Annotated in this window: 18 protein-coding genes; 12 read left to right on the top strand and 6 right to left on the bottom strand. The window is 39.9% G+C overall.

All coding sequences use genetic code 11. From position 1 onward, the window contains the following. Positions 1-371 precede the first annotated feature (371 nt). From MSBR3_RS04720 to MSBR3_RS04710, 3 genes are all read left to right on the top strand, one after another. Positions 372-833 (top strand): hypothetical protein, encoded by a 462-nt coding sequence (locus MSBR3_RS04720; RefSeq protein ID WP_048106779.1) that lies wholly within the window; start codon positions 372-374, stop codon positions 831-833. 604 nt (positions 834-1,437) lie between these two features. Further along, on the top strand, positions 1,438-2,982 hold the full coding sequence (locus tag MSBR3_RS04715; RefSeq protein WP_048106778.1) for a nitrogenase component 1: 1,545 nt from the start codon (positions 1,438-1,440) through the stop codon (positions 2,980-2,982). Positions 2,983-2,994: 12 nt separating this feature from the next. Then, positions 2,995-4,347: a nitrogenase component 1 gene (locus tag MSBR3_RS04710; RefSeq protein ID WP_048106777.1), complete on the top strand. Its 1,353-nt coding sequence runs from the start codon at positions 2,995-2,997 to the stop codon at positions 4,345-4,347. Between the two features lie 122 nt (positions 4,348-4,469). Here the strand turns inward: MSBR3_RS04710 and MSBR3_RS04705 are convergent, their stop codons facing one another. Beyond that, the gene (locus tag MSBR3_RS04705; protein WP_230627804.1) at positions 4,470-5,297 is read right to left on the bottom strand and encodes an EFR1 family ferrodoxin; all 828 of its coding nucleotides are present in this window, start codon (positions 5,295-5,297) and stop codon (positions 4,470-4,472) included. Between the two features lie 369 nt (positions 5,298-5,666). On the opposite strand from MSBR3_RS04705, the gene MSBR3_RS21715 reads away from it, so the two are divergent. Further along, entirely contained in the window at positions 5,667-5,927 is a 261-nt protein-coding gene (locus MSBR3_RS21715) for a CPBP family intramembrane glutamic endopeptidase (protein ID WP_048106776.1), read from the top strand. A 366-nt stretch (positions 5,928-6,293) separates the two neighbouring features. On the opposite strand, the gene MSBR3_RS04695 is transcribed toward MSBR3_RS21715, so the two are convergent. Together MSBR3_RS04695 and pscS are read right to left on the bottom strand one after the other, a co-directional pair. Further along, the gene (locus MSBR3_RS04695; RefSeq protein ID WP_048106775.1) at positions 6,294-7,586 is read right to left on the bottom strand and encodes an O-acetylhomoserine aminocarboxypropyltransferase/cysteine synthase family protein; all 1,293 of its coding nucleotides are present in this window, start codon (positions 7,584-7,586) and stop codon (positions 6,294-6,296) included. Continuing rightward, a complete protein-coding gene (pscS, locus tag MSBR3_RS04690; RefSeq protein WP_048106774.1) occupies positions 7,579-8,961 on the bottom strand; it encodes an O-phospho-L-seryl-tRNA:Cys-tRNA synthase in 1,383 nt (460 codons plus the stop codon). Before pscS ends, MSBR3_RS04695 begins: the two co-directional genes overlap by 8 nt. 789 nt (positions 8,962-9,750) lie before the next feature. On the opposite strand from pscS, the gene MSBR3_RS04685 reads away from it, so the two are divergent. Beyond that, positions 9,751-10,386 (top strand): methyltransferase domain-containing protein, encoded by a 636-nt coding sequence (locus MSBR3_RS04685; RefSeq protein WP_048106773.1) that lies wholly within the window; start codon positions 9,751-9,753, stop codon positions 10,384-10,386. 39 nt (positions 10,387-10,425) lie between these two features. Here the strand turns inward: MSBR3_RS04685 and MSBR3_RS04680 are convergent, their stop codons facing one another. Then, a complete protein-coding gene (locus MSBR3_RS04680; protein WP_048106772.1) occupies positions 10,426-10,902 on the bottom strand; it encodes a hypothetical protein in 477 nt (158 codons plus the stop codon). 200 nt (positions 10,903-11,102) lie between these two features. Here MSBR3_RS04680 and MSBR3_RS04675 point away from each other — a divergent pair, with 200 nt between their 5' ends. Beyond that, positions 11,103-11,348 carry a hypothetical protein gene (locus tag MSBR3_RS04675; protein ID WP_048106771.1) on the top strand — a complete coding sequence of 82 codons (246 nt, stop codon included), beginning with the start codon at positions 11,103-11,105 and terminating at the stop codon, positions 11,346-11,348. Positions 11,349-11,489: 141 nt separating this feature from the next. Here MSBR3_RS04675 and MSBR3_RS04670 read toward each other — a convergent pair whose 3' ends face one another. Next, positions 11,490-11,819 carry a NifB/NifX family molybdenum-iron cluster-binding protein gene (locus MSBR3_RS04670; RefSeq protein ID WP_048106770.1) on the bottom strand — a complete coding sequence of 110 codons (330 nt, stop codon included), beginning with the start codon at positions 11,817-11,819 and terminating at the stop codon, positions 11,490-11,492. A 245-nt stretch (positions 11,820-12,064) separates the two neighbouring features. Further along, the gene (locus MSBR3_RS04665; RefSeq protein WP_048106769.1) at positions 12,065-13,060 is read right to left on the bottom strand and encodes a GNAT family N-acetyltransferase; all 996 of its coding nucleotides are present in this window, start codon (positions 13,058-13,060) and stop codon (positions 12,065-12,067) included. Between the two features lie 807 nt (positions 13,061-13,867). Here MSBR3_RS04665 and MSBR3_RS04660 point away from each other — a divergent pair. The 6 genes from MSBR3_RS04660 (at position 13,868) to thiI (ending at position 20,040) form a co-directional block, all read left to right on the top strand. Next, positions 13,868-14,860, top strand: coding sequence for a radical SAM protein (locus tag MSBR3_RS04660; RefSeq protein ID WP_048106768.1), 993 nt, complete (start codon positions 13,868-13,870; stop codon positions 14,858-14,860). Positions 14,861-15,104: 244 nt separating this feature from the next. Continuing rightward, positions 15,105-15,923: an ATP-binding cassette domain-containing protein gene (locus MSBR3_RS04655; RefSeq protein WP_048106767.1), complete on the top strand. Its 819-nt coding sequence runs from the start codon at positions 15,105-15,107 to the stop codon at positions 15,921-15,923. A 6-nt stretch (positions 15,924-15,929) separates the two neighbouring features. Then, positions 15,930-16,634: a GTP-binding protein gene (locus MSBR3_RS04650; RefSeq protein ID WP_048106765.1), complete on the top strand. Its 705-nt coding sequence runs from the start codon at positions 15,930-15,932 to the stop codon at positions 16,632-16,634. Further along, on the top strand, positions 16,568-17,305 hold the full coding sequence (locus MSBR3_RS04645; RefSeq protein ID WP_230627800.1) for a (Fe-S)-binding protein: 738 nt from the start codon (positions 16,568-16,570) through the stop codon (positions 17,303-17,305). The genes MSBR3_RS04650 and MSBR3_RS04645 overlap by 67 nt, the downstream gene beginning before the upstream one ends. Positions 17,306-17,330: 25 nt before the next feature. Further along, positions 17,331-18,575, top strand: coding sequence for a methanogenesis marker 16 metalloprotein (locus MSBR3_RS04640; RefSeq protein ID WP_048106763.1), 1,245 nt, complete (start codon positions 17,331-17,333; stop codon positions 18,573-18,575). A 247-nt stretch (positions 18,576-18,822) separates the two neighbouring features. Continuing rightward, positions 18,823-20,040: a tRNA uracil 4-sulfurtransferase ThiI gene (gene thiI / locus MSBR3_RS04635; RefSeq protein WP_048110055.1), complete on the top strand. Its 1,218-nt coding sequence runs from the start codon at positions 18,823-18,825 to the stop codon at positions 20,038-20,040. The last annotated feature ends 1,044 nt before the right edge of the window (positions 20,041-21,084 follow it).

Raw genomic sequence — 21,084 nt, 5'->3', positions numbered from 1 at the left:
TTCGGGTTAAATAAACCAATTTCTCAAATCAAGAAGTGTTTTCTTTTCAGAATCTCATCTTGTTACCTGCAATTCTGTTTTCAGGTTGATTCAGTTGAATGCCCCGATAGCTTGCAGTGGGATGTGCCATTGCAATTTTGAGTTCACCGTCTATCCTGTATCCAAGTAATTTTTTATGTTCAACGTTCCATAAAAAACCCTGTACTTAGAAATCAATTTGAAAAACTTAAAATATATTTACAAACATGAACTTTTAAATTTGTGCAATGATCAATGAGTTAGCTTTGAGTAATTGATTCATTTTTTGAACAGACATTAGTAAACAGTATCTACTATCAAAACTACCATTTTAATTTGGTTTCAGGAAGGATATGGTGAATAAAAATTTAATGCGCAATATCTTAATATTTCTTTTAGTTTTAGATATAATATTGTTTGTTGAGCTTAAGGAAAACAGCAACTCTTCCCAAGCAGAAGACAGGTTAAAAATAGTGTCATCCACGGTAGTTTTAGGTCCTATTGATAGTACAAATAATACAAGCATACAGGCCTTTAATTACGATTTTGTCTTATATAGTGAGGAAAATGAGGAAATTCATCTGGACTCTGTTGAACCGATTTTTACAAAAGATCTTTTAACAAGAGTAATAACCGAGAATCATGAGATAATTGGTAACAAAACCATAAGTCCCAATTCTACAATTTCTGTCAAAGGGCAAGTTGAATTTAATGCTTCAGGTCTTTCCAAAGAACAAATCTTAAACTTAGATCCCATTTACAGTGTCAATGTTACATCAACAAAAACTCTCCTTTTTCATAAAGGAGAGTCTTAAAATCTCTTCCTGATTTTTATTTTATCGGTTCAAGTCTCTTTTTTCTTATCTCTATTGCTATCTCTTTCTCCTTTTTTTACAGGGCCTCCAGGCTAGCTGGCGGAGGCGTTCTATATCAGCTGTGAATTAAAAATCGGTTTCTGGAGTTAAGTAAAACAACTCCTCTAACCTTCGAATCGAGACGTTTTCTTCAGAATCTCATCTTTCTACCTGCGATATCGGTTTTCAGGTCATTATTTTTTTAAACGGCAGGCAGGTCTCCAGGCCGTGCGGCGTAGTGAGGAAAAACTGAAAATTTCCTATCCTGCCCAGGTCTGAATAAACAAATTAATCCGGAACCGGAACAAATCCTATCATCATTCAGGACACTGAAACAGGATATTATTCAGATGCATTTATTCATCTGGATCCGGTTCAAAATACTGAATTATTTCCAAACTTTCTTTTTTGCCGCAAAAATTCGGATAATGAGAAACTAGCTTACATTTTTGCTGATTTCCCGATTTATATATTCATTAATGCGAATAGAGGAGGTGATGTCAGGAGTAAAACATACTGGAGACAAACTAACTACGAAAAGCAGGTCTCTTACGGAGTAGTATTAATGTCAGGAACAGAACTTACTGAAAATGAACTGATCGAGGAAAGAATCGACCTATCACGGAATACATGTCCCAACAGGGAACAGAGGGCAAACGGTATCAACGTCTGGTATGGAAAGGCAAGTGACCTTGCAAAAGAAGCCCGTTCCGGCTGCCTGAGGCAAAGAGAACGGAATTTTCAGCAGTCAAGCGGTTGTGTTCTGAACTTCTATCTTTCAGTAAGGATCGGAACAATCCGTGACGCCGTAGCTATATATCATGCACCTGTCGGCTGCTCGTCCGCAGCACTTGGTTACCGTGAACTCTACAGGCATATACCTGTTGAACTTGGCCGCCCTGCAAATTTTGACCTTCACTGGATGACAACAAACCTCAGGGAAAGAGATGTGGTCTACGGTGCCGGCGAAAAGCTCAGGGAAGCTATAAAAGAAGCTGAGAGACGGTATAATCCAAAAGCAATCTTTGTACTTACGTCCTGTACTTCAGGAATAATAGGAGAGGACATAGAAGGGACTGTCTCACAGGTCCAGCCCGAAATAAAAGCAACAATAGTCCCGATTCATTGTGAAGGCTCACGCTCAAGACTCGTCCAGACAGGTTATGACGCTTTCTGGCATGCAGTCCTGAAATACCTTGTCAAAAAGCCGGAAAAGAAACAGAAAGACCTGGTAAATGTAGCAAGCATGCTCTCTTACACCTGGCAGGACAGGCTGGAAATAAAACGCCTGCTGGGAAAAGTCGGTCTCAGAGTTAACTTCGTTCCTGAATTTGCATCTGTGGAGCAGTTTGAACAACTTTCCGAAGCTGCAGTTACTGCACCCCTGTGCCCGACCTATACTGACTATCTGGCCCGCGGGCTTAAGCAGGAATACGGAATTCCTTATTTCCTCTATCCTTCCCCAATGGGAGTTGCCCACACAGACGAGTGGCTAAGGGAAATCGGGAGGCATACCGGAAAAGAAAGGGAAATAGAAGCCCTGATCAAAGAAGAACACGAAAAATGGCTGCCTAAACTGAAGGCAATCAGGCAGGAATTTGAAAACTTCAAAGGCAATGGAGAGAAAGTAGAAGTGCTGGGTGCACTTGGGCAGGGAAGACTTCTGGCTCAGGTCCCATACTTTGACGAACTCGGACTTAAATCATCAGCTGCAATGTGCCAGGACTTTGACAACCTCATACTCAAGGACCTCGAAAAATTAATCGCGCAGATGGGGGACTTTGACATTCTGGTAAATACCTTCCAGGCTGCAGAACAGACACATATAACAAACCAGAGAGATCCCGATATCGCAATGACCTGCCCGTTCCAAGGAGGCGCATTCAAGCGTGACAAGGGTGTAACAAGAGTACATGCCTTGAGGTCCGATGCCCACCCCTGGAGTGCCCAGAGCGGCTATACGGGAGCGATTGCATTCGGAAACTTCCTTTTGCAGTCATTGAAAAGCCATTCATACCAGCGGACAATGAAAGAAAAAACGCAGAGTACGTATAAAGACTGGTGGTATAAACAGCCAAATTCTCTGTACTATCTGAAAGCAGAGGAGTAAATAGGTGTAATTATGGGAATAAGTGAACCTTTAGAGACAAATAATGTTATATCAGGTGCTATTGAAGCACCACGTTACTCCTGCGCACTCGCAGGGGCTTATTCAACAGCAGTAGGTATATTTGGAGTTGTCCCCATACTCCATTCGGGAGCAGGATGTGGAATCGGGCAGCTTTTTGGCCAATTTTACGGTGGGGGCCAGAATGCAGGAGGGCCTTATGGAGGAACGAGCACTCCCTGTTCCTCTTTAGTTGAGGAGCATGTAATTTTCGGCGGCGAAAAAAAACTTGAAAGTCTTATTGAGTCAACGGTAGAACTTGTAAACGGAGAGTTATTTGCAGTCATCTCTGGTTGTGTTCCCTCACTCATAGGAGACGACGTGGGGGCGGTTATCAGAAGGTATAAAGAAAAGAACCCTGAGATTCCGATCATACATGTAAACACCTCAGGGTTTGCAGGAACTTCCTACGAAGGCTACGAATACTTTTTCGACTCTGTAATCGACCAGCTCCTTGAAGAAAAAGTTCCAAAAGAAAAAGGACTGGTAAACGTATTTGGAATAGTTCCTTTCCAGCACATATTCTGGAAGGGAGAAGCAAGGACGATAAAAACTCTGCTTGAAAAAATAGGCTTGAAAGCAAATCTAATCGTAGGAGAATTTGACGCGCTTGAGAACCTGAAAAAAATTCCGGCAGCTGAATATAATATTGTCCTTTCAAGCTGGGTCGGGCATGAAACTGCAAAGAAACTCGAAGGAAAATTCGATACTCCTTACATCTCTTTCCCAGGGGTACCGATAGGGCCAAAGCAAACATCGGAATTCCTGAGGGTTATAGGAGAAAGGTTAGATGTTTCAGCCGATGTCATTGAATATCTGATCTCCAGTGAGGAAAGAAGAGCTTACAGGTTTGCAGAATATGTTGGGGATGTACTTTTAATCGCCAGGCCACATCCTTACTTTGCAGTGGTAGCAGACAGTAATTCAGCTGTAAGCATTACAAAATATCTTGCAAATGAAATGGGATATCTGCCAGACATTGTCCAGATAACGGATAATCCACCTGAAGAAGCCCGTGAACTGATAAATGAGGAACTGACAACTGGACTTGAAACCCCTGCCTGGCCTGAAATAATATATGAAGTGGATGCATACAGGATTCGGGAAAATTTAAAAGACAGGAATTTCATGTTTCTGCTTGCAAGTTCTCTTGAAACTTTCATATCAGGCCCGGAATTTAATGCCATACATCTGACGGTTTCATTCCCGTCATACGACCGCATAATACTTGAGCGAAGTTACGCAGGGTTCAGCGGAGGGCTTACTCTAATGGAAGACGTTATGAGTAAGTATGCAGGGCCTTTGTGAGTGGATTTAACTTTTATTTCCACTCTTTTCACTTCAGTTTTAAAGCAAGAACTTTGAATTCATATGTGAGTTTTGATTGTTTGGTATATCATCAAATGTTTAATATGTATAAAAACTGGTGATCATTTTACAAGTTCTCTGGCTTTAACTGCTCTATAAGTCTTCCCTTTATAATTAATAGGACAGGAAATAGCCTTTGCCGGACAAAAAGACGTACACCTCAAACAGTATCTACACTCAAAGCCGTGTTCTGGGTACTCGTTTTTCACACATATATTTCCCACAGGACAAAGTTTAATGCATATTCCGCATTTAGTGCATTTTTCTATGTCTGTTTTCAGGTGTATTAATTTCTGATTTATACTCATCTCTGTTAACTTTAAACAAGCCGTAGATATGTAATAAGCCATATCAGAAAATACAGAAGCTGAATCCCATCTGGATTTCCCACTCATAAGATCCATTGCATATTCTTCGGCTTTTTTAATCCCTTTTTCTATCTTGACACTGCAGGTTTTCTCGTCCTGAACATAAAAAATATTAGGAGGCATTACGATCTCTTCAGCTCCTATAGGCGTATACCCTTTATTCTTCAGGATTTCACTCATAGATCCTACAACCCCGCCTGAAATTCCTCCAAATGTAGCTACCATAAAAACGTTAGTTCCCTTTGCTTCAGGAAGTGACTTTACAAAATTCCACACAAAATCATAAGTTGAAAATTCAGCTATAGGAAACCCCAGACCTATAGCATGTTCTAAATTTATATCATCTGGCTTTGAATCTTCAATTCTGTACAAATTTACCTTAACCCCATTTCTGCTAAAAGTGGCCTCCATTTTCTTAGCCACTAAAAAAGTGTTTCCGGTTCCGGAAAAATAATAGAAATTTACAGTTTTCAGGCTCATTGTATCATCTTTTATGTTATTCAACTTATTATACTGTTCCATAAATATATAGATCTTTGATCTCGGAAAAACTATCTGAAAACTCTGTTTTGTCTTTTTTACTTATTCCATAAACCAGCTTTTGAGATAAATTACTTTTCGGATTTCCCTATTAAAAGTGCAAATCTTTTCAAGAATTGATTTTGAGTACCTATTTATTTAGTAGAAGCAGAACTTTAACAAATAAATTAAGCTTATACACTTAAACTCGTTATTGGAGGAAAATGAACGATAAAATTGACAAAAAGGGAATTGTCTGGTTTCTCATACTCACTTTCTTCCTAACAATTATATTATGTGATATTCAGCTGCATACAGAAAAATATTGCTGATAACATAGTCGTATATCAGGGTATATTTTCTCTTATTGTCATGTTTTTTCCCGGAATCTCGGCTCTTATTGTTAGAAGGTTCATTAGTAAGGAGCATTTAAAAGATTCTGATCATTCCTACCATAAACTTCATTCAGCTTTTGGAGAAGAGTTCGGTTGGAGAGGTTATTCACTCCCTAAATTACTTCCTCTTGAAAGAAAAAAAGCACTCATAATCTCAAGTATAATCTGGGGACTCTGGCATCTGCGCCTTTTATACTTCTTCTTAACTCCGGGGATTATCCTGAAAAAACTGAATTGAGTCCTATCCAGATAATTCCTAATACTAAAAAACTCTATGATCTAAAGAGTGGAAAATCAGGAATAAGCACTCAGGTATTGAAAAGTTAGGAGGGTCGAGGGGTTGTCAAAAAGAGTTGATAAAGGGTCTTTAATAACCTACCAGATACCCAGCACATTATTCCCTATCGTAATTTTTCAAAGCCCATGAACATCACTCTTGTTTTTCAGCCGAACATTTTAAAAAAAAGTATAACAGAATTAAATAGACAAAGTAAAGTCACTGAAAATAAACAGATGAGTTTTACCTCATCAGTTAACAGTTTTTTAATGTCTTTTTGTAGCATTGAGATCTAAATTAACTCTTGTATCAGAAAGTGCCATTAAGTTACACTTGCTCAAGAGCCTGCTCTATATCCGAGATTATATCTTCTATATCCTCAGTGCCTACGGAAAGGCGTATGTAATCCGGCGTGACTCCATTCGCTTCCTGTTCGGTCGGGGTTAATTGTTGGTGTGTGGTAGTTGCCGGATGGATTACGAGGCTTTTAGAATCTCCTATATTCGCAACGTGTGAAAGCAGTTTCACAGAGTTAATAAATTTTTTACCTTCTTCAACGCCACCTTTCACGCCGAAACCTATCAGTGCACCATAACCACCTTTGAGATACCTGGATGCAAGTTCGTGGCTTGGATGATCCGGTAAACCGGGATAATTAACCCACAAGACTTTCGGATGATTAGAAAGATATTCTGCCACCTTGAGGGCATTCTCCGAGTGCCTCTGTATTCTCAGATGCAGGGTTTCAAGTCCCTGAAGCAACAGGAATGAATTAAAAGGTGAAATAGCTGCACCTATATCTCGAAGAAGCTGTAGCCTTATCTTAAAGACTAATGCAACATTTCCAAGTCCGGGAAAGGCTGAAAATGTATCCCAGTATTTCAGGCCGTGATACTCCGGATCAGGGTCTGTGAATTCCGGAAACTTACCGTTATTCCAGGAGAATTTTCCGGAATCTACTATAGAACCGGCAATTGAGTTTCCGTGTCCGCCAATGAATTTGGTTGCCGAATGCACAACGATATCAGCGCCATGTTCAATAGGTCTAACAAGCCCAACAGCACTTGTGTTGTCTACTACAAGTGGGATCCCGGCTTCATGAGCAATCTCTGCGATTGCCTCAAAATCCGGAACATCAAGTTTCGGGTTACCCAATGACTCGATATAAACAGCTCTGGTTTTCTCATTTATAGCTTTCCGGTAAGCTTCTAGATCCGTTGAGTCTACGAATATCACTTTTCTTCCAAATTTGGGAAAAGTGTAATTAAAAAGTTCATAGGTTCCGCCGTAAAGATTATTTCCGGATACAATTTCGTCTCCTACTCTTGTAATAGCTAATAGGGCATAAGCTATTGCTGCTGAACCGGATGAGACTCCGAGAGCTCCGGTCCCACCCTCAATGGCAGCTATGCGTTGTTCGAAAACATCAGTAGTGGGATTCATTATTCGGGTGTAGATATTACCCAGCTCTTTGATGCCAAAAAGATTAGCTGCATGATCGGTATCCTTGAAAACATACGATGTTGTCTGATATATCGGTACAACACGTGCTCCTGTTGTTGGATCTGGGACCTGTCCAGCGTGAAGGGCAAGTGTTCCTAATTTGTAGTTATTAGTCATTGGAATTTTCCTCTCTGTTTACATGAATGTTGTATTTTTCAGCGATTTCCTGAAACGTATCTACCACATAGCGAACCTTATCCCATGAAAGCCCGTATGTATTAAGTTTCCATACGCGTGTGGCCCCTGCAAATTCTCCGACAATGCCCTTGCTTGAAAGTTCGTCCGAAAGGAAGAAACCTCTGCGTTTATGTTCCTGTGCTATAAGATCGAAGCTCTTGATAGTGTCAACTTTGGAAAGGGTATGTTTGCGTGGATATTCTGAGACGATTTTACTGCCTTCGATAGCAAGCAGGCCATCGATCAGATAATTCGATTTTTTCAGCTCGTTTTCCCAGTTATTTACTCTCTCCTTAACCGTAGGGAATGAAGCCATCATACCCAGCAGTGTTGAACCCATCAGTGTGCAGCCAAGCATCTCTACTTCCTTTACCCCAAATTTGCGTTTGGTTAGATCACCGGTCATCTGAGTCGTACGGAATATCTTCGGAGCCCACTCCTCAGTTGTTGCCAGTATCCCTGAAGGTGCAGGAGATGCCATACTTTTATGGCCTGAACCTACAACAAAATCCGCACCGATACTTTTTCCATCAACCGGCCTGACACCAACAGTATATGCTCCGTTATACAGGAAAGGAATGTCATACTGATGAGCAACTTTTGCAATGCCTTTTACATCATGCTCATTTGCGTACTGGTAATCAAAGTGGTCAATCATTACCAGTACCGGTGATTTGCCTGTTTCCTGTTTAACCGCTTCAATTTTCTCAGCAGTAGCATCTGCAGTTACAAGATTGTGCTCATTTAAGGGTACTTCTCTAACTATTCCTCCTGCTCCTTCTACTGCAAGAAATTCGGTATAATGGGCAAGAGCTGAAACTATTACGGAATCACCTTTATTGACCAAGGTAGAAGCCACCGCCTGGAACCCTCTCCTTGCGCCTGGTACTACTCTAGCCACATCCATGTTAACGAAACTTGCGAGCTGTTCATGAAATGGAGCAACAGGCGGACTGCTTATTTTATCAAGCCTGAAAGGTTTGCGGCAGGCATCACAGGTGGAATAGCCGTCACCATATGCTATGAGAGCTTTTCGTGCTTCGGGTGTAAGCCTCCCTGCTGCCTGGATTGGCTGTATGTTGATATTTGTTTCTTCTCTGGACCTGATGTCAATATTATCAGCTATTTTCCTTACTTCCGGGGTTCCGGTATAGTTTTCGATATCGTCCAGAATTTTTCTGACTCTGTTTACACTTTCTTTAATGGTGTTTTCTTCTTCTGGACTTGTGATATTCGGAAGCCTTTGTCTAAGAGTCTCCCTAATATCTTCAAGGGCAAAAAGTGCCTCAAATGTTTTTTGTGTTCTTATGTCCATATACTACCCCTAAGCTAAGACCCGGAATCGAACCGGGATATAATGGAGTTGCAATCCATCGCGTAGCCTTTCCGCCATCTCAGCATCTTTTGTTATTGTACTCCTATTCCGCAGATGTACACAATTGAGGGGTTATCTGCCCAGTATCCTGTATAACTGATACTGATTTCGGAGGGCTATACCCATATTGATAAACGGGTATTCTTTTGTGAACTTCTGCGGAAAGCGAGTTATACAAATTCGGTTGTGGGTTTTGTTAGTTAATCTTGGTCTGTTCATTTACAACTAGAAGTTTTTATCCTGTAAGTTAAGTCACTTGGCAACTAGCGCCTGCAAGCTTCACAATTGTGAAGCTTCTATTTATTATTTTAGTTTTTGTCATAGTTTCTTTATGTTGAACCTCCCTCAGGGCAAAAAACCCTAAAATTTTCTTGCTAAAAGTTTTCTACTATAATTTATGAGAAAACTTTTAAGACAGAACCTGGAATCGAACCGGGATAAATGGATCTGCAGTCCATTGCGTAGCCTTTCTGCCACCCTGGCACTGGTATTCACAATTGTGAATTGACAACACATCATACTCGTTTTTAATATTTAAACCTGTTTTTTGAGGCAAAACATGCCTTTTACGGAAAAGAGAAACTGAGATTTTTCTTCAAAAGCTTTCTGCTCGTATCGATAGAGAACTTTCGGACACGGTAAATTACTGAATATTATCTATAAATAGTTAACAAATTTTTTAAAGGCAACAGCAAAGCTATAATATTTAAAAAAACGGTAATGTGAATAATGGACAAAGAGCAGTTGCAAGAAATTTATTTAAAACCCGATTACTATTGGGGTAAAGAACCTAATGAGTTGGTGAACAAGGTTTTAGAGTTTATTCCAGATGACCAAATAACCAATAAAAAACTGGTTGATATGGGTGCAGGAGAAGGCAGAGACAGTGTTTTCTTTGCTCTACAAGGTCTTAATGTTTTGGCTGTCGAAATTGCACCGGCAGGTTTAGAAAAGGCGGTCAAATTAGCCAGAGAAAACGGCACAACTATCGAAACTATGGAAGCAGACATAAACGAGATTGTTTTATCAAAAATGTTTGACATTGTTTATTCCATTGGAACTTTGCAATACATTAGACCGGAAAATAGAAAACGCCAGTTTGAGAACATAAAAAATAATACTGAGACTGGTGGCATTAATGTAATGTGCACATTTGTTGAACATCCAGATGTTAAGATTGCCCCTGATTGGGGTAAAAATGAATACCTTTATGAGAATCAGGAACTCCAAAGCTATTATAAAGATTGGGAATTGCTTTATTCTAATGAGTTTATATTTGATTGTAAATCAAGCAATATTCCCCACCAGCACGCAGTAAGAACCATTATAGCCAGGAAACCTAATAAGCTACAGCAAATATCATAAAAAAGAAAAATCGGAGGTTAGGGATTATAGTCTCAATTATCAACAGTATGAAGAAGTTAAGGTTTCGGTTATATATGGAAATAGAGGATGAGTTAATGTATTATTGGATTCTGTGACAAAGTTCCCATATAACCCTATATCCCTTTTATTTTCTGTTCGTAGCAGTCTGCGCATTTTGATCCCTTTTATTGAAATCCCCGTTTCTGAGATGTGATATTTATTGAATATCTGCCACAGTCGGGATTTTCCTTCTTCAAGAAGATCTTTCTCATTTTGAGCGATACTCTGTTCAATCAGATTAAAAGGGCTGGTTCTAACTTCAAGAGATACATACTCTACTGCAAGAAGTATATGATATACCGTATGCAGGAGAATATAGAACCCAGTTAGATCAAGAGCTTCCCATAATATTTCAACTGTAAGCTCATCGCCAAGCTCTCTCCATACTCCTTCAACAATATTTTCATTCGGATCGAGGGCAGAATTCTTTGCTCCGTCAACGATCTCTCCTTTCATACTTTAGCCTTGTTGAGTTCATATTTTTACCTTCTTCAAATTAACTTATCTGTTCTGTTGTTTTTTCACTTTTCCTTTAGTCATCACATATGTGAACTGACAAAACATCCTATTCATTATTAATACTTAAATTTCTTTTTTAAGGCAAAAAGTGCCTGAAAATTATCAATATTCGTAGATTAAGGATGTAAATCGCCTGTTTGACAGAAAAAAGCAGTTTTGCAACCTTTCCTATTTCAACAAAAGTAAAGGTCGTTCTCAAGATTGTTCTCAAGATTGTTCTCAAGATTGTTCTCAAGATTGTTCTCAAGATTGTTCTCAAGATTGTTCTCAAGATTGTTCTCAAGATTGTTCTCAAGATTGTTCTCAAGATTGTTCTCAAGATTGTTCTCAAAATCATTCTCAAGATTGTTCTCAAGATTACTCTTGCAGGTTCAAGAGGTTAAACAGGAAGTATTGCGGCTCAAAAATAAGTTTGTAACGTTCCGGTATCTGTAATTTTTCAGATCTGGAAAGTCGTTATATTCGCTAAACGTTTATGAATCCGTAGTTCGGAAATAAGGTTATCTGGAACAGTTAAATCCTGATTATTCAACTTCAGATAAACTTTTTAAGGCTTCATCAATAAAATATGGAGCTTCGACTGGTTTGATCCCATGTTTCCTTAATTCTTCTTGCGGCCTGCTGCCAATTCTGGAGCAAAGCAAAGCCTCACAGTCAGAAATCAAAGAAATTATTCTGCTCAAAACATCATCGGCATGCCCTTCATCTGCTGAACCACATAAAGGTATGGTCTCTCTTACTTCTAAGAATTGTATTTTTCCACAGCTATCAACCTCAAATATAAAGAATCTGGATGCTTTTCCAAAATGCTGGTTTATAACCTTACCATCAGTTGAAACAATAGCGACTTTCATTTTTAATCTCCATTTTTCCTGTTTAACAGTAAAAATATAAACATTACTTGTTTAAAGGTTAGATGAAATTTGTTTTTTATTAATTGCGTGCGGATTATATATATTAACAAGATATACCTGTAAAAAAAGGAGAAAACTTGTAATTAAAAGTGCTCCTGATTTCTGATTCTTTCCGTGTATAATTATTTTTTGGGATATTCTCATTTTCACCTAACAACAACTCAAAAACAATCTGGCTCTTTGTATCAGGCCACTATTTTGTGTAAAGCCTTGAGAATTGAATACCTCTTATTCTCTAATGTCACACTGTAATAAGGAACGAGTTTGGGAGAAAAGCCTTTAATATAATCCGCAAATTTGGGAATGTTTCCTGCCATAACATTCATATATTCGAAATTCCTGGACTGCAGGTCGAGAAACTCATTATAGTAAAGAAGAGCATTTGATCCTCTCAGATTAAAAGACGGATTACGGACAGAAGACCAACCAATCGTACTTTCTTTTCCGTAAAGAGTCAAATGTGCTGCAACGGCTTCTCCTTCTGGAGTTTCGGATACAAGCATATAACCGATATCTTTTTCCCGAATAAGGTCAAAAATCTTTTCGAAAATTTTTTTGGGTAACGGTGGTTTGAGATTCTGCCTCTCATATGTTTTGGAAAGCAGACTATAATAAGTTTCAAGATCATTCAATATCTTTGTTTCAAGTCCTGCCTTTAATACAGACTTGAGATCCTTCCTTATTGTCCTTGAGATATTATTATCCACATTTTCCTTCAGATCCAGGTGATGGGTATAATGAACCTTTGAGTCCCATCCATTCCAGGTAAACGGTCTAATATCCTCGATTCCCGGAGAGAGTCTCAGGTGAATACTATCAAAATCCTGTCTGCACAGAAATTTCCTGAGTGCGTCAAATATTTCGTGAGTTTCCTGTACTCTTTTACTTGCTTTGGTATTGGAACTTTCTTTTACAAGAGGGCCACAGTAATCAATCATATTACTGATTGAAGATGCCATTTTAAGGATTCCCTTGAAGTTCCTTACAAAAAGAGGGCATCCACCTACAAGCTCATCGTTTCTGAAACAACCGTAAATCCTAAGATCCTTTGAAAGAACATTTCTATAAGTTTCCAGCCAGTCACTCGTATGAAAGAGTGTACCAGGTTTAGCTTCTTTTACAAGCAAGTCCCATTCTCTATATTCGGACGGCACTAATTCTCTAACTTCAATATTAGTCATTTTGAATCCCGTTAAATAGAAATTTGTTTTTCTCGTAATAGATTCAAACTTGCACAGTTGAAAACAGAAATCAATAGTACCACCAATTTAAGTTGCTAGTACTTCGATTCCAAAATCAATTCCTTATTTCCTGGAAAAATTTGTGATTTTCAGATCTATTCAAAAGTCAAATTTTATGCCTACTTCGGAATCACAGTACCAGTATAAGATTTAGGTTGTTTAAACATCAACATACTCAATAAGGTCGTAAGTACCTGTTTTTACTATTCATTTATTGTTGTTTAATTTTCAGGAGTAAAAAAATCCTGAGAATTTCTTACCAAAAGTTTTCGACTAAGGTTTATGAGAAAACTTTTAAGCCAGAGCCCGGAATCGAACCAGGACAAAATGGATCTGCAGGCCACTGCGTAGCCTTTCCACCACCCTGACACAGCAATTCACAATCGTGAATATGTGGTATTATACTAATTGTTTCTGATATTTAAACCTACTTTTTGAGGTAAAAATTATCCTTTACGGAAAAAAGGATTTGAGACTTCATATTAAGATTTGTTGCTCTATTAAAGAAAACCTATGAACCAGAACTTGGGATTGGACCTGAAATAAAAAAATCTTTTTCAATTTTTAATATTCATCTTCCTTTAATTAATTGGAAGCAATCATAACCTTTTTAAGTTCACAATTGTTAATATTGAGTTGTTCACAATTGTTACTTAATTTAGTTTACAATTGTAAACACTATCATTGATACATAGTAACTGTACTGAGTAAATATACTTAATGATTTACTTTCTGAAGTGTATGATTATGGACAAAGAACTGAACACAGATATTAAGGCAGCTCTTTTGAGCATAGGGAGTGCTCAGGTCGATAAATCCCTTCTCCCTGATAAGCTTGAGAGCAAGGCTACAGCCGGACCCGGAGCAGGAGGCTCCTCAATTTTTCTGAAGTCTGGAAACCAGAGAGTGAGGCTTACAATCAATGATGCGTCTCCTTTGCGTGTAGTGCCTGAAGATGAGCATGTGGTAGTTCTTAAAAACGATGACGTAGTTGCCAGGGGAGTACTTGAACGTCCGCTTTGTCACTGTCCGGAACAGGCATACATTACATTATCTGAAAAATGTGTATACGATTGCCAATTTTGTCCGGTACCGAAAATGCATGGTGGGGTAAAGGACAGTGCAAAGGTTATACAAATGGTTGAGGAAGCTTATGCAACAGGCGAACTAAAGGCAATTTCCTTCACCAGCGGTATAGCTGTTTCGCCAAAGAAAGAAGTCCAGAGAGCGGTAAGTATCATAAAACAGCTTACAAGTGAGTACGATCTCCCAATAGGCGTCTCTGTCTATCCCACGACAGGTTCGTCAGAAGAACTTTATTCTGCAGGCGCATGCGAGATAAAATACAACGTGGAAACTATGGACCCCGAGCTTTTCCGCCGTTTCTGTCCGGACCTCTCGCTTTACACAATTCTTGATGCTCTCGACACCGCAGTGAATGTTTTCGGCAAAAACCGGGTCTCTTCGAACTTCATAATTGGTCTTGGGGAAAGTGACGAAACCGTCCGAAAGGGTATCAAACTCCTTACAAACCGTTGTATAATTCCAATTCTCAGACCAATTTCTCCCCATCCTCTCAGGAAAAATGTAAAGATCACCAGGCCAGATTCTGCACGGCTTTTAAAACTGGGAAGTATGTTGAAGGACATGCTTGACCATGAGTCGCTCTGTGTCGATAAATCGCGAACAATGTGTTTGCTGTGTACTGGCTGTGACCTAACACCTCATAAAGACATTTAAACATAGATAATCAATTTCAGCACAATTTCGAGAAGTATGTAACTGTTTTTCCATCTAAATTTGTAGTAATCTCCTGGAAATATAAATTAAGGGAAAATTGTTGATTTGAATCCGTCTATTCTTTCCATTATTTTTATTTTTGTATCCAATAAAGGACATAATTTGCGTATATTTTGGCTTTTAGGGATAAAATTGTCTGTTTTATGGAAAAACTTATAACTATCGAATCATCACAATTGTGTACATGACAAAGCAATTCACCCTTACGGTTCAATCTGGGAAAAACAGACTTGGAGAACAGGAAGGATTTGAAACCATAGAAATAAGACCAGGGGACACTCTTGCAATTGTAGGTCCAACTGGTTCAGGAAAGTCAGCTTTAATCAATGATATCGAAACACTTGCGCAGGGAGACAGTATTACAGGCAGACGAGTTCTTATTAATGGTCAGGAACCTCCTGAATCCTTCGTAAGAGAGCCTGCCTTCAAACCGATTGCTCTAATAACCCAGAACACACGTTGTCTGGCAGATCTCTCAGTCGAAGAATTCCTGCTGATGCATATAAGAGCACGGAAATCAGGAAGAGGAGACTTGCTTGAAGAAACAATGAATCTTGCAAATACGTTTACAGGTGAACCGATTAGCCTCAAAAGCAGGATGAGTGGTTTATCCGGAGGACAGACTCGCTCCCTAATGATCGCAGACGCCCTTGTAATCAGTGATACCCCTATCCTTTTGCTTGATGAGATTGAAAACGCAGGTATTTTTAAAGATCGGGTCATCCAGTCTCTTCAAAGGGGAAATAAGGCAGTCATCCTTGTAACACACGATCCTTATCTTGCTCTGACGGCAGACAGGCGTATAGTGATGAGACATGGTGGAGTTGCGTCTGTAATCGAATCTACCGGAGAGGAGCAGCAGCTTATTGAAGATCTTGCTTTAATCGAGGACAGGCTCCACCAAATCAGGGAAAAACTCAGACAGGGAGCTACTTTTTCCTCCGTTTCTGCAAAAGTTCTGATGGCTCCGGCCAGGCAAAGCCTCCAGTTGAACAGGGTGTGAGTCCGGATGAAACTTCTCATCATTGCCGGCCCTCCTAGCGGAGGAAAAACAGCTGTTATTCGCCAGGTTATAAAAAATCTCCCTGAAGGATCACTTCCCGCCTTTCTGAAAATTGATGTTGTGCATGCCACAGAAGATCAGGAACTTGCAGAAGAGTTCGATATTCCTGTCAAAAAGATCTATTCCGGAGATATCTGTCCTGACCATATGGGAATTCTGGTTCTTGACGATGCGTTACGCTGGGCTGAGAGTCTTTCAAGAAATATCCTGATAATTGAAAGTGCAGGCCTCTGTCTCAGGTGTACTCCTTACACAACATACTCTCTTGGAATTGCAGTCGTCAGTGCGATCTCAGGAACAAACTCTCCTCTCAAAATGGCACCTTTGCTTGCTCTTGCAGATGCAGCAGTTGTTACCAAAACCGATCTGGTGTCCCAGGCAGAAAAGGAAGTTTTCAGAGAAAGCATCCGAAAAGTTGTCCCGAAAATTGACATTGTAGAGACAAATGCAGTCCAGGGAACCGGTTTACGATACCTGATGAGGAGAATTGCCGATCATCCGGATATAGGGCCTGAGCAGATCAAGCTCAGAGGTGCCCCTCCTCTTGGTGTATGTACGGTATGTATAGGTAAAAAAGAAATCGGATGGAAAAACCACTTTGGAGTTATTCGGCCGCTGGATATGCCGGAGCCCTTATACCGAGGCGACTGATGATGAATATATGGAGTCCACCTGGCAAAAACTGTGGGGCTTGTGGCTCTCAGACCTGTTTGGACTTTGTTTCCAGACTTGAAGCCGGATTAACAGAGTTGGATATGTGCCCATTCTACAGTATAGAAAAAACCTTAGAAGAAAAAGTGAGTCAGGAGAAGATTCTGAGCCTGAGAAACCTCGCTATCGAGGCAAAAAACATCACTTACTCCGGTGTAGATGTGGCTGGAAAAGAATATGACTTCGTCCTCCTACCATTTCCGGATGAACCGTCAGCCCGGAAGTTTATAGTTCCTTTCAGATCAGACCTTGTAGAAAAATGGGATATCAAAAAAGGAGACCTCGTAACTGGCCGTCCGGCAGGTCCGGGATGTCCGGTATATCACGCTTTAAGAGTTCTGAGTTCGAATCCGGTCACAGGTGTAATTGAATGTCATACCGTAGGTCCCATGGTTGCAAGAAAAGAAGATGCCCATGATATTCAGGCCTACCATGTCCATGCTTTCGAAGGAATTGCCAGCACTGTAAAGAAGCCACCTGTGTTCGGAACCCGTCAATATTTCCTACCTGGCAACTGCATGATAGGGCTTGCACATACGGCTCTGGTGAATATGTGTTTCCAAAAACCTTCTGGACTTCACGTTAGGCTTGAGGATATCAGAATATTATGAAGATTATTGAAAAGACTGGGGTACTATGAAAACAATTGAAGAGATAAGTGAGAAGATTGCAAAAAAAGAAGCCATAATCCTTACAGCTGCCGAGCTCAAGTCCATGGTTCGTGATGGGAAAGAGGTGACTGTTGATGACGTGGATGTGGTCACAACCGGAACATTTGGAGTGATGTCAGGAACTATGGCAGTTATGATGGTGCCAGTAGCCGAAAAATGCAGTTTTGAAAGGGCGGATGCTATCTGGCTAAATGGTGTACCTGCTCAGCCAGGACCTTGTCCGAACGAAAGGCTCGGGGTTGTAGACCTTGTGATAAACGGGACAGCGCATGCGGACGATCGGTACGGCGGAGGGCACCTTTTCCGGGATCTTGTAAAAGGAAAAAACGTTGACGTGCTGGTAGAAGCACACGGGAGGCATTATGAAAACAAGGTTACTCTTGACGAGATCGAATTTGCCAGGATCATTACCACAAGGCTTGCATTTAAAAATTACCACGCACTGATAAACCCCACCTCCCATACTATCAGCACTATCTTCTCTGTGACAGGCCTGACAGGTCCTTTTAAGGAAACAACGGTATCAGGATGCGGTGAAATAAATCCTCTGCAGAACGACCCCTCTCACAGATCAATAGGTGTAGGTACAAGGGTTCTTTTAAACGGCGCGCCAGGTTATATTATGGGAAAAGGCACCAGAGCCAGTCCTGATAAGCCGAACGTTTCAGCCTACGCAGACATGAAAGATATGGATCCGACAATGATGGGCGGAATGAAGACTGCACATGGGCCTGAATGTCTGACCTCACTTGCAGTCCCTATCCCTGTCCTTGATGAAGAGATTCTTTCTGGACTAAAAGTTCTGGACGAGAATGTCCCATTACCCGTATCGGATGTAAATGGGCGTACTGCGCATGCAAAAGTGAATTATGGACATATATGGGGAGGCACTGATAAAGTTATCCGCGTCGAAAAAGAAAAGTGTCTGCACCATCCGGACTGTGCCGCAATGCGTACCTGTCCTACGGGAGCGATTTCAAATGATTGCATCATCAACAGAGACCTTTGTATTAACTGCGGAACCTGTACGTTCCAGTGTTCTGAAGAAGTATTCCATGCAAGACTCGGGTCTATAACACTTGCTGAAGGAACTCTCCCTGTATCCCTTAGGCAGTCAGACAGAGCAAGAGCAGAAAGGCTCTGTACAGTGCTTAAAAATCGCATTTTAGAGCAGAAGTTCGTACCTACAAAGATGCTGGAGCCTCTCTAATCAATTCAAAATCTAACTACTCTGGAACCAATTAAAGGTATCACGTCAGTATATAATGTTGCAGAAAAAAGGTTACACAAGCAGTTTGAAGTTGCCGGAAAACTTTATTAGAGATTTTGATAAAGATTTCTTCATATACGTGATACCAGTCCATATAACTGGGAAACTCATTTTATTTTCCTGGAAAATCATTTCATTTTTTAAATACTGGATTTTTACAATATCCATTAGTACAGCTGGTAATTTTATGGTAAAAGAAAAAACTGAATCTGACACTCTTACCCATCAGGAAACCAAGACAGAAGTTATTATAGTTCGGTATGGCGAACTTGCCCTTAAAAGTACAGGAGTCCGGAACTGGTATGAGAAAATTCTTATGAAGAATATTGCGGCAATGCTGGATTCTCGAGATATTCCATATTTCCAGATACGGAGGGAATGGGGCCGAATATTTATCGAGGCTACGGATTTCCGTGCGGCTGAAGCAGCTGCTGATGTTTTTGGGATTGTCTCTACTTCTCCTGCATTGGTTGCAGAGCCTACTCTTGAAAGTACAGCCAGTGTATGTGCTACTCTGGCCAAGGACCTGGTTTTAGAAGGCGAGTCTTTTGCCATCAGGGCCAGAAGAAGTGGAAACCATACTTTTTCTTCGGCGGATATAGGTAGAATCTGCGGGGATGCTGTCTGGAATGCTCTGGAAAAAGAAGGAAAACACCCAAGAGTTAACCTGAGTTCTCCTGATAAGAAAATTTTTGTTGAAGTGAGGCAGAACCTGGCTTACGTTTACCTGAAAACATTTAAAGGGGTAGGAGGTCTTCCTCTCGGCACACAGGGAAGTATGGTTGTTTTAATGTCCGGTGGTCTTGACTCTCCGGTTGCAGCCTGGCTTATGATGAAGCGTGGCGTAATGATTACACCTGTTTATTGCAGTAACTCTCCTTATGCAGAAGACGCGGCAAGAGAACGTGCTTTTGACTGCATCCGACAGCTCCAGAAGTGGGCTCCGGGGCATCAGTTTACAACTTATGAGATTCCTCATGGTCCTAATCTCAAAGCCTTTATAGACATATGTAAACGAAAAAATACCTGTCTTCTCTGCAAACGCATGATGTACAGGGAAGCTTATGAGGTTATGAAAAAAGAAGGTGCAAGCGGAATTATTACCGGTTCTTCCCTGGGACAGGTAGCTTCCCAGACTGCTGCCAATATGCATGCTGAAATTTATCAGCTTGCTATACCTATTTATCATCCCTTGATTGCGTTAGACAAAACTGAAATCATGGACATTGCCCGAAAGATTGGGACCTACGATATCTCCAATAGATCAGCAGGCAGCTGTACTGCTGTCCCTGAGCATCCTGAAATAGGGGCAAAGTACGACCTTATCGTACTTGAGGAAAGAAAAATGGATATCGAGACTATGGTTTCCAATGCTATGAAAGCAGCAAAGATCCTTAAACTCTGAGAAACACTTCAGTTCTTCTGGCCTGTAGATAAATGTTATTAGCTCTCTTGTACTGCTTTCCAGATTAAGAGAAGCATTCTTCGGGCCAGGAAGTTTTTCTCTATAGTATTCGCTTTCTCTTAACATCAACATGAATCTATCAGTTACTTTTTTCTAGCGTACTTTTATTATTTGTTTATCTTCATATATTTTCATTTCTTTCTGTCTATTCTTTTCTATTTTCGTTTATTATTTTCTTGTTATTCACCTGCTCGCAAAATGATTTTTTACTCGAAAAACAGTGAAAATTTTTGAGGCGCATTTTGCCCGAAAAAAGAGGTTTAAATATTAACAAATATAATTATAAATTATAAGTTCACAATTGTGAATCAACTGATGCCGGCAGATTATAGGCTCATAATCTGCCAGGTTTGCTCAAGTGGTAAATTCATAATTTGGACTAAACACTACTGAGACAGCATAACGCCTATGCAGGAATGCAGGCTCGTTTGTTCGGTTCGATTCTGGACTATAGCTTAGAGGTTTTTCTATGTCTTTACAAAATATTCATAACATAAACTCTTTGAAAATTCGATTAATATTTATCAGGTCGGTGTACTCAGTTGTACATTTTCTGTTAAAGTAAATTAAACTGCGTTGAGCTATGCAATGCATTCAACCGATCCGTTTATGAAGTAATTTAATTAAAATTGTCGTCTTGAGTTGAGATTGCAGATAGTCAGTGTGTAGTTCAGCACATATGACATAAACAATGAAATTTTTTTAATTCAATTCAGTGTGAGGCCTATGTTTGGTTATATGTAAACCCAATAATAAAAAGTGAAATATAATAGTGTCTTCTTAAACTTATGTAATCGTAAAAAGAAATTAACAAAAGATACAGTTTTTTGCAGGAAAACTACTGAGTTCCATATTCTAAAATCAATTTATAGACAGCCTGACACATAAAATCAAAGAATATCATACATGGGAATTAGCTTTCCTTAAACATTATATTGCTTAAAAGTTAGGCTAAATTTTTTATAAGTTAACATCGTTAACTTT

Origin of the sequence: Methanosarcina barkeri 3, assembly GCF_000970305.1 — an archaeon.
Classification (GTDB): Archaea; Halobacteriota; Methanosarcinia; order Methanosarcinales; family Methanosarcinaceae; genus Methanosarcina; species Methanosarcina barkeri_A.
This window is presented reverse-complemented; position numbering and strand designations above follow the sequence as displayed.